Origin of the sequence: Bacillus sp. MZGC1 (assembly GCF_002998605.1) — a bacterium.
Classification (GTDB): domain Bacteria; phylum Bacillota; class Bacilli; order Bacillales; family Bacillaceae; genus Bacillus.
This window is the reverse complement of record NZ_PVRE01000003.1, coordinates 172,334-186,823: the sequence shown is the minus strand read 5'-3', so window position 1 is coordinate 186,823 and position 14,490 is coordinate 172,334. Positions and strand designations below refer to the sequence as shown.

Genomic DNA, 14,490 nt, shown 5'->3' with positions numbered 1-14,490 from the left:
AAATATGGTGTGCAAATTTTTTCATATAAAGGGGTAACGGGATGCAGAGAGTCTTGATTGTCGGTGCAGGACACGGTGGATCAATATTGCTTGAAACATTGCTGAAAACAAATATGATTCAAATCGTTGCGATCGCCGACCTTGATCTTGGGGCACCGGGGATGGTAGAAGCGAAAAAGAATGGAATCGATACGACAACGGATTGGAAAGAATACATAAAAGATGACATTGATATCATCATTGAAACAACGGGCAGTTCAGCTGTGCTTAAAGAACTGATGAAAGAAAAACGAGAGCATGCTGTCATTGTTCCGAGTTCGATGGCATACGTCATATCAGAATTAATGTCAGAAAAGCATCAGCTCATTCAAATATTAAAGGAACAAACCTATAAACATGACCGCATTTTTAATGCAACGAACGATGGCATGATTTTTATTAATATGGATGAAGAAGTCGTCCTATTTAATCGGTCGGCTGCCAAAATGGTTGGATGTTCGCAAAAAGATGCGATTGGCCGTCACATACGTGAAGTCATTCCAAACACAAAGCTTCCCTATATTTTAAGATCGAGGGAGCCTGAATTTAATCAAAAACAATTTCTGAATCAGCAAATACAAATTGTCACAACGCGTTTGCCAATTATTGATGACGCAGGAAGAATGCTGGGCGCTTTATCGATCTTCAAAGATATTACAGATGCGGTGGAGCTTGCGGAGGAAGTCACAAACCTCAAAGAAGTGCGGACAATGCTTGAGGCTATTATTCAATCATCGGATGAAGCGATATCCGTCGTAGATGAGCAGGGGAAAGGAATTTTAATCAACCGAGCTTACACGAAAATGACGGGGTTAACAGACAAAGAAGTTGTGGGCAAACCAGCAGGTGCGGATATTTCTGAAGGCGAAAGCATGCATTTGAAGGTGCTTGAAACGAGAAGGCCGGTTCGAGGCGTTAGAATGAAAGTCGGACCAAATAAGAAGGATGTGATCGTCAACGTAGCGCCAGTGATCGTTGATGGCATTCTAAAAGGCAGTGTCGGCGTCATTCATGACGTATCAGAAATTCAATCACTCACCAATGAATTGAATAAAGCAAGACAGCTCATCCGGACACTTGAGGCAAAGTACACATTTGAAGACATTATTGGAGAAAGTGAGCAAATGCTTGTGGCACTTGAGCAGGCAAAGCTAGGGGCAAAAACACCAGCCACCATCTTACTCAGGGGAGAATCAGGTACTGGGAAAGAGCTGTTCGCGCACGCTATACACAATGAAAGTGACCGGAAATATAATCGCTTTGTAAGAGTCAACTGTGCGGCCTTATCGGAAACCCTTTTAGAGTCAGAGCTTTTTGGCTACGAGGAAGGAGCGTTTTCTGGTGCAAGGCGCGGCGGTAAAAAAGGGCTGTTTGAAGAGGCAAATCACGGCAGTATTTTTTTGGATGAAATTGGTGAAATGACGCCAAGTACACAAGCGAAATTATTACGCGTCATGCAGGAGAAAGAAATTGTCAGAGTAGGCGGAACAAAAGCCATCCCTGTTGATGTACGTGTGATCACCGCAACAAATGTCAATATTGAAAAAGCGATGGCGGAAGGAAAGTTCAGAGAGGACTTATATTATCGCATGAACAGATATCCGATCTCTATTCCGCCGCTAAGGCAGCGCCTTGAAGATATTGACTCCTTAAGCAAACGTCTCATCCAGAAGATCAATTTAGACTATGGACGAAATGTGAGCGGCTTAACGGAAGGGGCGCTCGATAGACTTCGATCCTACAGCTGGCCTGGAAACGTAAGAGAACTGGAAAATGTCCTTGGACGAGCCATGATCTTTTTGAACCCGCAAGAAGAATGGATCGATGAAGATCATATTTCCTTCATGGAGTCAGAAGAGCAGGAAGAAAAAGAGCAGCAGGAACTGGCTGTCAGTCAATTTGAGGGAGAGACACTTTCGGATGCTGTTGAGGCATTTGAAGCGCAGCTGATTAAACAAACCCTTGAAAAGCATCAATTCAACCGCACGAAAACAGCGAAAACGTTAGGGATTAGCATTCGAAACCTTTACTATAAAATGGATAAATATCAACTTGCAAAAGATAGCATGCAATAAAATGCATGTTACCTGCAAAAAATTGCATGTATTTCATGCGAAATGCCTTATGTCGCTGCATTTCAAGCTGGCACAGAACTTGCATATGAAAACCATGAACCGAGCATAAGGAAAGGTGGACATATATGAAGCTTGACGATCTGATTATGAAAGCCGCCCAGCTGCAAAATAAAACTGCTGCTGTGGCTCATGCAGAAGACGAAGAAGTGCTTCATGCCATCAAGATGGCAATTGAACGAAAGGTCGCTCGCTTCCTGCTGGTTGGGAACAAACGCAACCTGAAGGAGCTGGTGAAACAGCATGAGATCAATGAGGACTGGATAGATATTATTCATTCGGATTCTCCTGAAGAATCAGCCAAAATTGCCGTGCAGGCAGTGAGTGAGAAGCATGCAGATATATTGATGAAGGGGCATGTCCCGACAGCCGTTCTTTTAAAAGCGGTACTGAATAAAGAGTACGGGCTGCGGACAGCGAGTGTCCTATCACATGTCGCGGCATTCGAAGTGCCGGGCTTTGATCGTTTTATTTATGTCACGGATTCTGCGATGAACATCGCGCCCGATTTAAATATGCTCAAAGAGATCACGATCAATGCTGTTCAAGTAGCACAAGCTGTCGGAAACGACATGCCAAAGGTGGCAGTGTTATCTGCGGTAGAGGTCGTGAACCCGGCAATGGATTCAACTTTGACAGCGGCAAGTATGGCACAAATGAATAGGCGAGGTCAAATTTCTGGCTGCCTCATTGATGGACCTCTTGCTTTAGACAATGCCATTTCTCAAACGGCAGCTTCTCATAAAAATATTACGAGTGATGTCGCCGGTCATGCAGATATTTTGCTTGTGCCAACGATTGAAGCAGGGAACATTCTTTATAAATCTCTCATCTACTTTGCACATGCAAAGGTGGGAGCTGTGGTGGCAGGAGCGAAGGCGCCGATTGCCTTAACAAGCCGATCGGATACAGCCGAAAGTAAGCTTTATTCAATTGCACTTGCCATCTGTACATCAAATTAAGCGGAAGTCATAGGAGGAATAAACAATGGAACTTTTTAAATATATGGAACGATACGATTATGAGCAGCTTGTATTTTGTCAGGATGAACAGTCTGGCTTAAAAGCCATTATTGCTATTCATGATACAACACTTGGGCCAGCACTAGGCGGGACGAGAATGTGGACGTATGAAAACGAAGAAGCAGCGATCGAAGATGCGTTACGTCTAGCAAGAGGGATGACTTATAAAAACGCAGCAGCAGGCCTGAATCTTGGCGGCGGGAAAACAGTCATCATCGGTGACCCGAGAAAAGATAAAAATGAAGAAATGTTCCGTGCGTTTGGACGCTACATTCAAGGATTGAATGGCCGCTATATCACAGCGGAGGATGTCGGTACAACGGTAGAAGACATGGATCTTATTCATGAAGAAACAGACTTTGTGACAGGTATTTCTCCTGCATTTGGTTCTTCCGGAAATCCGTCTCCTGTTACGGCTTACGGTGTATATAAAGGGATGAAAGCTGCTGCCAAAGCTGCATTTGGGACCGATTCATTAGAAGGAAAAACAATTGCTGTCCAAGGTGTTGGGAATGTGGCCTACAATTTGTGTAAACACCTGCACGAAGAAGGTGCACAGCTAATTGTCACAGATATCAACAAAGACTCTGTAAAGCGAGCTGTTGAAGACTTTGGTGCAAAAGCAGTAGACCCTGACGATATTTATGATCAAGCATGTGATATTTATGCACCATGTGCACTTGGTGCAACGATTAACGATGTAACGATTCCTAAGTTGAAAGCAAAGGTCATCGCAGGTGCAGCCAATAACCAGCTGAGAGAAACGCATCACGGCGATCTTATCCATGAAATGGGCATTGTCTATGCACCTGATTATGTGATCAATGCAGGCGGCGTGATTAACGTTGCTGATGAGCTTTATGGCTATAATGCAGATCGTGCGATGAAAAAAGTGGAAGGTATTTACCAAAATATTGAACGTGTCATTGAAATTTCAAACCGTGATGCCATTCCGACTTATAAAGCGGCAGACCGATTGGCAGAGGAGCGAATTGAAAGAATGCGCAAATCAAGAAGCCAATTCCTGCAAAATGGTCAACATATTTTAAGTCGTCGCTAATTTGAAGAATGAGTTGAAACGGAGGTTTTGTTTTTGCTGACAAAAGAATGGCGTATTCTCACAATTAATCCTGGCTCTACTTCAACAAAAATCGGTGTGTTTCACAATGAACGATCTATTTTTGAAACGACACTCAGACATACAGATGAGGAATTAAAGCAATTCCCACATATCATTGATCAATTTTCATTTCGTAAAGAAACAATCCTGAAAACGCTGCATGAACAAGGGATGAACATCTCAAAGTTTGATGCAGTGTGCGCACGCGGCGGCCTTCTCCGGCCTATCGAAGGAGGCACATATGAAGTCAATGAGCAAATGGTGGAAGACCTGAAAGAAGGATATGCCGGCCAGCATGCATCAAATCTGGGCGGTATCATTGCACGAGAAATTGCACTTGGCCTGAACATCCCAGCTTTTATTGTCGATCCAGTTGTGGTGGATGAACTAAAACCAATTGCTCGTATTTCAGGGCTGCCAACGATTGAAAGAAAAAGCATCTTCCATGCATTAAATCAAAAAGCAGTCGCAAGAAAAACGGCTGCATCCTTTGGGAAGCGTTACGAAGATTTGAACATGATTATTACGCATATGGGCGGCGGCATCACCATTGGTGTACATGAAAAAGGAAAAGTCATTGATGTCAATAACGGACTGCATGGCGAAGGACCTTTCAGCCCGGAGCGAGCGGGGACCCTGCCAACAGGTGACCTCGTCAATCTTTGCTTTTCTGGTGAGTATAGCCAAGAGGAAATGCTGAAACGCATTATTGGTGAAGGCGGACTTGCGGGCTACCTTGGCACGACAGATGCTGTGAAAGTGGAGCGCATGATTGAAGCAGGCGATGAACGGGCGGCGCTGATTTATGAAGCGATGTGCTATCAAATTGCCAAGGAAATCGGTGCGGCTAGTGCTGTCTTAAAAGGAGCAGTTGACGTCATTGTGTTAACAGGCGGACTTGCGTACAGCAAACAAATTACATCAAGTATTAGAGGATACATTGACTGGATTTCAGATGTTGTCGTGTATCCAGGCGAAAATGAACTGCAATCCTTAGCAGAAGGTGCACTTCGTATTTTAAAAGAAGAAGAATCACCGAAAGAATACCCAAATGATCAACGAATGAAGAAAGGAGTGACAAGTCATGGCAACTGAATATGACCTCGTCATTCTTGGTGGAGGCACAGGCGGCTATGTAGCGGCCATCCGTGCCTCACAGCTTGGATTGAAAACAGCAGTTGTAGAAAAAGAAAAGCTTGGCGGAACATGTCTGCATAAAGGATGCATTCCGTCTAAAGCGCTGCTTAGAAGTGCAGAAGTCTATCAAACCGTCAAACGTGCTGCTGATTTTGGCGTTGAGGCAAACGGCATTGCCTTGCAATTTGCCAATGTGCAGAAAAGAAAAACAGAGATTGTAGAGAAACTAGCAGGCGGCGTCAAACACTTAATGAAACAAGGAAAAATTGATGTCTATGAAGGGATCGGCCGTATCCTTGGTCCATCTATCTTTTCGCCAATGCCAGGAACCATCTCCGTAGAAATGGCAAATGGAGATGAAAATGAAATGCTCATTCCAAAGCAGGTCATTATTGCGACAGGTTCAAGACCGCGGGTGCTGCCTGGGCTTGAAGCAGATGGGACGCACATTCTTTCATCAGATGATGCACTTGAACTGCCAGAGCTTCCACAGTCAATGCTCATTGTCGGCGGCGGGGTGATCGGAATTGAGTGGGCTTCCATGCTCAATGATTTTGGTGTGAAGGTGACTGTGATTGAATTTGCAGATCGCATATTGCCAACAGAGGATCATGACATTTCTAAAGAAATGGAAAAGCTTTTATCTAAAAAAGGCATCACCTTTGTGAAAAATGCGAAAGTACTGCCAGATACCATCAAAAAGCAGGAGAATCTCGTGACGATTCAAGCAGAAAAGGATGGAGACATTCAGACTTTTGAAGCGGAAAAACTTCTTCTTTCAGTCGGCAGAGTACCAAATATTGAAGGCATTGGTCTTGAAAACACGGACATCCAAACAGAAAAACAAGGCATTGTCGTGAATGAACATTATCAAACGAAAGAATCGCATATTTACGCAATAGGAGATGTCATTGGCGGGCTTCAGCTGGCACATGTGGCTTCACACGAAGGCATGATTGCTGTGGAACATATGGCTGGGAAAGATCCAAAGCCGCTCGATGAAACGCTCGTATCTAAATGTGTCTACTCTCACCCAGAAACCGCTAGTGTTGGACTCACTGAACAGGCGGCAAAAGAGCAAGGCTTCGAAGTGAAAATGGGAAAATTTCCATTTATGGCGATCGGTAAAGCGCTTGTGTACGGGGAATCTGATGGATTCGTCAAAATCATTGCCGATCAAAAGACAGATGATATTTTAGGGATTCATATGATTGGTCCTCATGTAACAGATATGATATCTGAAGCTGGATTAGCCAAAGTACTTGATGCAACGCCGTGGGAAGTGGGGCAAACGATCCACCCGCATCCAACCTTATCAGAGGCGATTGGTGAGGCAGCTCTTGCTGTTGACGGGAAGGCGATCCATTTTTAATCAAGGAGGGAAATAGGATGAGTAACATGCGTCATCAGGAATTAGGATTATCAGATGAACAAGCAATTGATATATATAGAACAATGCTTCTAGCAAGGAAAATTGATGAACGGATGTGGCTTTTAAACCGTTCTGGTAAAATTCCATTCGTGATTTCTTGTCAAGGGCAGGAAGCGCAGCAAGTCGGTGCTGCTTTTGCTCTCAATAGAGAAGAGGATTACGTCTTACCTTACTACCGTGATATGGGGGTTGTCCTCGCATTTGGGATGACAGCCAAAGATTTAATGATGTCTGGTTTCGCAAAACAAGACGATCCAAACTCGGGCGGAAGACAGATGCCAGGTCATTTTGGACAAAAATCAAATCGAATTGTGACGGGATCTTCACCTGTCACAACGCAGGTTCCTCATGCAGTGGGGATTGCACTTGCTGGACGTCTGGAGCAGAAAAACTTTGTCAGCTTTGTCACGTTCGGTGAGGGCTCTTCAAACCAAGGTGATTTCCACGAAGGCGCTAACTTCGCTGCTGTGCATAAGCTGCCTGTTATTTTCATGTGTGAAAACAATAAGTACGCGATTTCCGTGCCGTATGACAAACAAGTGGCATGTGAACGCATTTCAGATCGTGCAATTGGGTACGGAATGCCTGGTGTAACCGTTGATGGCAATGATCCGCTTGAAGTATATGCCGCTGTCAAAGAAGCGAGAGACCGTGCGGCAAGAGGCGAAGGGCCAACGTTGATTGAAACGATCTCTTACCGTTTAACTGCGCATTCAAGTGATGATGATGATTCAAGCTATCGAGAAAAAGAAGAAGTGCTCGAAGCGAGAAAGAAAGATCCGCTCATCCAATATGAAACGTATTTAATTGAAGGAAACGTCATGACTTCTGAAATGAAAGAAGAGATGACAAAAGAAATCATGCAAATCGTAAACGAAGCGACTGATGAAGCGGAAAACGCTGCTTATGCTGATGCAGAAAGCGCACTTCGTTACGTGTATGCGGAGTAAGGGGGAAGAAAAATGCCTGTTATGTCATATATAGACGCCATTACACTGGCGATGAAAGAAGAAATGGAACGAGATCCAAAAGTGTTTGTGCTCGGAGAGGATGTCGGGAAAAAGGGCGGCGTATTTAAAGCGACAGCGGGTCTTTATGAGCAATTCGGAGAGGCGCGCGTCATGGATACACCTCTTGCAGAATCAGCCATTGCTGGTGTAGGTATTGGGGCAGCGATGTATGGAATGCGCCCAATTGCGGAGATGCAATTTGCGGATTTCATTATGCCTGCAATCAACCAAATCATTTCAGAGGCTGCGAAAATCAGATACCGCTCAAATAACGATTGGAGCTGTCCAATGGTCATCCGCGCACCTTACGGGGGCGGTGTACACGGGGCGCTTTATCATTCACAATCGGTTGAAGCGATTTTTGCCAATCAGCCTGGTTTGAAGATTGTCATGCCTTCTACACCTTATGATGTAAAAGGTCTTTTAAAGGCTGCGGTGCGTGATCCAGATCCTGTATTGTTCTTTGAACACAAACGTGCCTACCGTCTCATCAAAGGAGAAGTACCTGAGGAGGATTACACACTCCCTATTGGAAAAGCAGATGTGAAACGTGAAGGCGATGATATCACGGTCATTACATATGGCCTCTGTGTCCATTTTGCGCTGCAAGCAGCAGACCGCCTTGCGAAAGACGGCATTTCTGCGCATATTCTCGATTTGAGAACAGTGTACCCGCTCGATCAGGAAGCCATTATTGAAGCGGCATCAAAAACAGGCAAAGTGCTTCTTCTAACGGAAGATACAAAAGAGGGCAGCATCATGAGTGAGGTAGCGGCGATCATTTCGGAGCATTGCTTATTTGATTTAGACGCACCAATCAAACGTCTAGCCGGACCAGAAATCCCGGCAATGCCTTATGCGCCGCCAATGGAAAAATTCTTCATGGTCAATCCAGATAAGGTAGAAGCTGAAATGAGAGAGCTAGCGGCGTTTTAAGAAAGAGGAGGGTTTCAAGTGGCAATTGAACAAATGAAAATGCCTCAGCTAGGTGAAAGTGTAACAGAAGGAACCATTAGCAAATGGCTCGTTTCACCTGGCGATCATGTGAATAAATACGATCCGATTGCGGAAGTCATGACGGATAAAGTGAACGCAGAAGTCCCGTCATCTTTTACAGGAACGATTACAAAGCTATCGGCTGAAGAAGGCGATACGCTGCAAGTAGGAGAAGTGTTCTGTGAAATTGAAGTAGAGGGCAGCTCGCAGCAGAGTGCGAAAGAAGAAGCGGCACCTGAGCAAAGTGAAGCACCTGAAGCAGATCAAACAAAAGAGAATCAAAGTCAAAAGAAACGCTACTCTCCAGCAGTCCTTCGTTTAGCAGATGAGCACAGCATTGATTTAGCGGCTGTTCAAGGAACCGGAGCAGGCGGACGAATCACAAGAAAAGATTTACTTCAGCTCATTGAAAACGGCGGCGTACAAGAGAAGGCAGCACCTGTTAATGAACAGGCGGTAAAGCCGGAGCCTGCGCAGCCATCAAAACCAAAAGCGGCCCCTTCCGTCTCTACAATGCCTGGTGATGTTGAACTGCCAGTCACGCCAATTAGGCAGGCGATTGCGGCAAATATGCTGAGAAGCAAACATGAAATTCCGCACGCATGGACGATGATGGAAGTCGATGTGACAAACCTTGTGACAAGAAGAAATCAGCTCAAGGACCAATTTAAAGCAAAAGAAGGCTTTAATTTGACGTTCTTTGCGTTCTTTGTCAAAGCAGTGGCTCAGGGCTTAAAGGAATTCCCAGAAATGAACAGCATGTGGGCTGGAGATAAAATTGTTCAAAAGAAAGCAATCAATGTCTCGATTGCTGTTGCGACTGATGACGCTCTTTTTGTTCCAGTCATTAAGGATGCGGATGAAAAAACGATTAAGGGCATCGCCAAAGAAATTCATGAGCTTGCTTCCAAGGTGAGACAAGGAACGCTGAAGCAAAGTGACATGGAAGGCGGCACCTTTACTGTAAACAACACGGGATCATTTGGTTCTATACAATCCATGGGAATCATTAATTACCCGCAAGCGGCGATTTTACAAGTAGAATCGATCGTGAAGCGTCCAATGATTGTAAACGGCATGATTGCAGCAAGAGACATGGTCAACCTTTGTCTTTCATTAGATCACAGAGTACTTGATGGTCTTGTATGCGGCAGATTCCTTCAACGAATAAAACAAATCCTTGAAGGCATTGACGAGCAGACATCTGTTTACTAAAACAAGAATGTCCCCCTCCCGATATGGAGAGGGGGATTTCTACATAATGAGAAAGGAGCGGTGATATGTCTGGATTAGACTTTTTTGCGTTTTTAACGGTTGGGCTCATGTTTATCACAGCAATTGCGTTCGCTTTTCTTCGATATATTTCTAAATCACGCAATCATCCTGAAAGATTACTACTCATCATATCAATCGTTTCAATGATTCAAATTGTGTATTGCTTGCTGATTGTCGGTGGATTTAAAGGAGCAGCAAATAGCCTCTTAGGAATTTCTCTTCTTGCTGGGACGCTGCTTGGCTATGCACTTGAATATTTATACAGACGCTATATCAAAAAAACGCCCGAAAAAGAATGATCTCGGGCGTTTTCTTTATTCTGCTGGAACAATAAAGGTCAAATGCTGTTTTAACGCTTCTAAAGAAGTTGGGGCTGTCATATACACTTCGCCATCTGTATCAGCATCCATTTCCTCCTTTGTATGGATCTGAATATTGGATGCTTGAATGAGGGAGAGGTCCCCGGTGAAATCCTCCAGTTCTTCCCGGTTCATAGAAAAGATTTCTTTTAGAGCAGAGAAGCTCGTATTTCTGCAAATTAAGATTTCTGCTTTCCCATCATCAATTGCTGCATTGGGCAAATCAATTTTATTTGTCCCGATGAAATGTCCATTCATGACAAGAACGATGACGGCTTCTTCTTCCCAGCTTTCCTCCTCTGTTTCAATTCGTACGTGAAAAGGATCTGTTTGCTGCAAGGTGCGCAGGGCACTTGTGAAGTAGCTGATTTTGCCGAGTACAGCTTTTTCCTTGTCATTAATATTGTTGGATGTGTCTGCAATCAGCCCGATGCCCCAAAAGTTTAACAAGTATCGATCTCCTGCTTTGATTAAGTCGACCTTCTTTTCTATGCCGTCTACAATTATTTGAGCGGCTTTTTGCATTTGTTGCGGAATACCAAGCGTTCGAGAAAAGTCATTGCATGTCCCGCCTGGTAATATCGCTACAGCCGGCCTTTTTTCTAAACCGCCGATGCCATTCATGCATTCATGCACGGTTCCATCTCCGCCTAATATGATCAGCAATTCTATCGTCTCATCAATTGCACGACAGAATTGATAAGCATCATTTGGCTGTTTTGTTGGTTTAAGAATGAGTTCATCAATATGTAGAGAAAGAAGAGGTACTGTTTGACCGAGAATTTTTTCCATGTTTTTTTGTCCAGCATTTCCATTATAAATGAGCATCGCTTTTTTGAATTGTGCCATCACGCAGTTCTCCCTTTCATCTCTTTATCATCACTTTTCCCCAATTTGACAGCTCATAAACGATGTTCGGAAAAAGTGGGGGGATGAAAAGACAACACATTTGCCCGCAGGCGTTTTCCTTGATATGATGTTGTTAAAATGGTTTTGGCATGCTAAAGGAGTGGACGGACAATGAATATTGATTTTAATTTATTTATGAATGATATTGTGAAACAAGCGAGAGAAGAGATCAAACAGGCAGGCTATACTGAGCTTACATCATCTGAAGAGGTAGATGAAGCACTGTCTAAAAAAGGCACAGCACTTGTGATGGTGAATTCAGTATGCGGATGTGCTGGCGGTATTGCAAGACCAGCTGCAGGCTATTCTGTTCATTACGATAAGCGTCCAGATCAATTGTTGACAGTGTTTGCTGGACAAGACAAAGAGGCAACAGCAAGAGCCCGTGAATACTTTGAAGGCTTCCCGCCATCTTCACCATCCTTTGCATTATTAAAAGATGGAAAGATCATTAAAATGGTCGAACGTCATGAAATTGAAGGACACGAGCCAATGGAAGTCGTGTCAAAGCTTCAAGCTGCATTCGATGAGCATTGCGAAGAAATTTAACGTGTGACGTTTGAATGATGAAATATAAAGCAGTCCGGTCTTTAGATCGGTCTGCTTTTTGTTTTATAAGACCATTGAATCAAAATAATTTTAGCAAAATACTATTGCATCTTAAAAAGAAAGTGTTTAAAATACATTATAGTGAATAAATATTCAAAACAATACATGATTTTAAATACTGGGAGGCATTATCTTATGAAAAAGTGGTTATTATTACTTATGACAGCTGGTCTTGCAGCTGCACTCGCAGCTTGCGGAACTTCTTCTAATAATTCAAACGCATCAGGAGATGACAAAACACTCGTTATGGCGACATCGGCAGATTATCCGCCATTTGAATCAAAAGACGGAGATAAAATTGTCGGTTTTGATGTCGATCTTGCAACAGCACTAGCGAAAAAGAACGGCTACAAGCTAGAAATTCAAGATATGGATTTTGCAAGCCTTGTATCAGCCCTTAAAACAAATAAAGCTGATATTGTCCTTGCAGGCATGACCCCTACAGAAAAACGAAAAAAACAATTAGATTTCTCTGATGTTTATTACAATGCTAAAAACTTAGTTGTCTCAAAGAAATCTAGCGGAATGAAAACAGAGAAAGACTTAAAAGATAAAACAGTCGGCGTTCAATTAGGTTCAATCCAGCAGGATGAAGCAAACGGTTTGCAAAAGAAATATAACTTAAAAGTGGAAGACCGTAATAAAATCTCTGATATCATTCAAGAAATCAAAGCAGGTCGTTTTGATGCAGCCATTATTGAAGATAAAGTAGCTGCTGGTTATTTGAAAAAAGAAAAAGACTTCCAAGCATTTGGATTGAATAGTTCAAACGAAGGTTCAGCCATTGCATTCAAGAAAAATAGCGACTTAACAGCTAAATTTAATAAATCATTAAAAGAAATGCAAGACAATGGCGAACTTGATAAATTAATTAAAAAATGGTTTGCTGATGAAAAATAAGTCAGGAAAAGGATCAGCGTCATTCATGAAAATTCAGTAGAAAGCGCTGAAAAGTTCAACTTATGTTGAACTTTTTTCCTGTTTTATTTTTTGATTTCGTATGAAGGCATAAAAAAGGAGACTGTCATGTTAGATTTTAAAGATGTAATACCTCAGATGCCCTTTATTTTAGAAGGGCTTAAGGTCACACTTTCTATTGTTGTGGTATCACTTTTTCTTGGATTTATCTTAGGGATTTTATTAACGCTTTGCAAAATTAGTGTATTTAAGCCGCTCATTTGGCTTGCAGATTTTTATACATCCATCTTCCGAGGCACACCGCTTGTGCTTCAATTGCTCATTATTTATTTTGGTCTGCCTCAGCTTCTCGGGTTTCAAATCGATCAATACTGGGCTGCTGTAGCCGCATTTTCACTAAACTCTGCGGCATACGTATCTGAAATTATTCGTGCTGGTATTAATGCGATTGATAAAGGTCAAAAAGAAGCAGCCGTTGCTTTAGGCATCCCTTATGCTAAAATGATGAAGGACTTATTGCTTCCGCAGGCATTTAAAAATATTTCACCTGCACTTGTGAATGAAACGATTACACTGACAAAAGAATCAGCTATTGTGACAGTTATTGGACTGGGAGATGTCATGAGACGAGCCTATCAAGCAGGTGCCGTCACGTATAATTATCTTGAACCGCTAATTTTTGCGGGTCTTATCTATTATGTCATCGTGCTTGTTCTCACCTTTGTCGGCAAATCGGTGGAAAGGAAGTTAAAATCAAATGATTAACATAGAGAAACTCACAAAATCTTTTGGCAAAAATGAAGTATTAAAGGGGATCGACACCACCATTAAAGAAGGGGAAGTTGTCGCAGTCATTGGACCATCTGGTTCAGGAAAATCGACGTTTCTTCGCTGCATCAACTTGCTTGAAAAGCCGACTTCTGGTGTCATTACAATTCAGGATACCGAAATCACAAACCCAAAAACCAATGCACTCAAAGTGCGTGAGAACATCGGAATGGTGTTTCAGCATTTCCACCTGTTCCCGCATAAAACCGTGCTGGAAAATATCACGTATGCGCCAATGAATGTGAAGAATCAATCGAAGGAAGACAGCATCAAACAAGCTGAAGATCTGCTGAAAAAGGTAGGGCTTTTAGAGAAAAAAGATGATTTTCCGAACCGTTTGTCAGGCGGTCAAAAGCAGCGTGTGGCAATTGCACGTGCGCTTGCGATGACTCCAGACATCATGCTGTTTGACGAACCAACTTCTGCACTAGATCCAGAAATGGTCAAGGAAGTCCTAGAGGTCATGAAAGAGCTTGCTCAATCTGGAATGACACTTGTGATCGTCACACATGAAATGGGCTTTGCAAAAGAAGTGGCTGACCGCGTGATCTTTATGGATGATGGGAAAATTGTAGAGGATGCAAACCCTGTGCAATTCTTTGAATCGCCGTCGTCACAGCGCGCGCAAGACTTCTTACAAAAAATATTATAAAGAAAAAAGAGAAGGCGACTTAACATCTCCTTCTTTTTTTGATTATAATGGG

General features: G+C 43.0%; 14 protein-coding genes. 13 read left to right on the top strand and 1 reads right to left on the bottom strand.

The window, feature by feature from the left end:
- The first annotated feature begins 41 nt into the window (after positions 1–41).
- The 9 genes from C6Y06_RS10330 (at position 42) to C6Y06_RS10290 (ending at position 10,462) form a co-directional block, all read left to right on the top strand.
- Positions 42–2,114 carry a sigma-54 interaction domain-containing protein gene (locus C6Y06_RS10330; RefSeq protein WP_106036851.1) on the top strand — a complete coding sequence of 691 codons (2,073 nt, stop codon included), beginning with the start codon at positions 42–44 and terminating at the stop codon, positions 2,112–2,114.
- A gap of 125 nt (positions 2,115–2,239) precedes the next feature.
- Positions 2,240–3,133 carry a phosphate butyryltransferase gene (gene yqiS, locus C6Y06_RS10325; protein WP_066030682.1) on the top strand — a complete coding sequence of 298 codons (894 nt, stop codon included), beginning with the start codon at positions 2,240–2,242 and terminating at the stop codon, positions 3,131–3,133.
- Positions 3,134–3,158: 25 nt separating this feature from the next.
- Positions 3,159–4,253, top strand: a complete 1,095-nt coding sequence (gene bcd, locus C6Y06_RS10320; RefSeq protein ID WP_003215658.1) for a branched-chain amino acid dehydrogenase — start codon at positions 3,159–3,161, stop codon at positions 4,251–4,253.
- A 33-nt stretch (positions 4,254–4,286) separates the two neighbouring features.
- Positions 4,287–5,408, top strand: coding sequence for a butyrate kinase (gene buk, locus C6Y06_RS10315; RefSeq protein ID WP_060596815.1), 1,122 nt, complete (start codon positions 4,287–4,289; stop codon positions 5,406–5,408).
- Complete coding sequence (lpdA, locus tag C6Y06_RS10310; protein WP_060596814.1) at positions 5,398–6,822, top strand: dihydrolipoyl dehydrogenase; 1,425 nt, start codon at positions 5,398–5,400, stop codon at positions 6,820–6,822. Before buk ends, lpdA begins: the two co-directional genes overlap by 11 nt.
- A gap of 17 nt (positions 6,823–6,839) precedes the next feature.
- On the top strand, positions 6,840–7,832 hold the full coding sequence (locus C6Y06_RS10305; protein ID WP_060596813.1) for a thiamine pyrophosphate-dependent dehydrogenase E1 component subunit alpha: 993 nt from the start codon (positions 6,840–6,842) through the stop codon (positions 7,830–7,832).
- A 12-nt stretch (positions 7,833–7,844) separates the two neighbouring features.
- Complete coding sequence (locus C6Y06_RS10300) at positions 7,845–8,828, top strand: alpha-ketoacid dehydrogenase subunit beta (RefSeq protein ID WP_034661229.1); 984 nt, start codon at positions 7,845–7,847, stop codon at positions 8,826–8,828.
- 18 nt (positions 8,829–8,846) lie between these two features.
- Positions 8,847–10,103: a dihydrolipoamide acetyltransferase family protein gene (locus tag C6Y06_RS10295; RefSeq protein ID WP_106036850.1), complete on the top strand. Its 1,257-nt coding sequence runs from the start codon at positions 8,847–8,849 to the stop codon at positions 10,101–10,103.
- A 65-nt stretch (positions 10,104–10,168) separates the two neighbouring features.
- A complete protein-coding gene (locus tag C6Y06_RS10290) occupies positions 10,169–10,462 on the top strand; it encodes a YesK family protein (RefSeq protein WP_034661226.1) in 294 nt (97 codons plus the stop codon).
- 15 nt (positions 10,463–10,477) lie between these two features.
- Here C6Y06_RS10290 and C6Y06_RS10285 read toward each other — a convergent pair whose 3' ends face one another.
- Positions 10,478–11,371, bottom strand: a complete 894-nt coding sequence (locus tag C6Y06_RS10285; RefSeq protein ID WP_060596809.1) for a YegS/Rv2252/BmrU family lipid kinase — start codon at positions 11,369–11,371, stop codon at positions 10,478–10,480.
- 171 nt (positions 11,372–11,542) lie between these two features.
- On the opposite strand from C6Y06_RS10285, the gene C6Y06_RS10280 reads away from it, so the two are divergent.
- From C6Y06_RS10280 to artM, 4 genes are all read left to right on the top strand, one after another.
- Positions 11,543–11,980 carry a BrxA/BrxB family bacilliredoxin gene (locus tag C6Y06_RS10280; protein ID WP_034661224.1) on the top strand — a complete coding sequence of 146 codons (438 nt, stop codon included), beginning with the start codon at positions 11,543–11,545 and terminating at the stop codon, positions 11,978–11,980.
- A 195-nt stretch (positions 11,981–12,175) separates the two neighbouring features.
- Positions 12,176–12,940, top strand: coding sequence for a transporter substrate-binding domain-containing protein (locus C6Y06_RS10275; RefSeq protein ID WP_012010505.1), 765 nt, complete (start codon positions 12,176–12,178; stop codon positions 12,938–12,940).
- A 126-nt stretch (positions 12,941–13,066) separates the two neighbouring features.
- Complete coding sequence (gene artQ / locus C6Y06_RS10270; protein WP_003215691.1) at positions 13,067–13,723, top strand: arginine ABC transporter permease ArtQ; 657 nt, start codon at positions 13,067–13,069, stop codon at positions 13,721–13,723.
- The gene (gene artM / locus C6Y06_RS10265; protein ID WP_034661222.1) at positions 13,716–14,438 is read left to right on the top strand and encodes an arginine ABC transporter ATP-binding protein ArtM; all 723 of its coding nucleotides are present in this window, start codon (positions 13,716–13,718) and stop codon (positions 14,436–14,438) included. Before artQ ends, artM begins: the two co-directional genes overlap by 8 nt.
- The last annotated feature ends 52 nt before the right edge of the window (positions 14,439–14,490 follow it).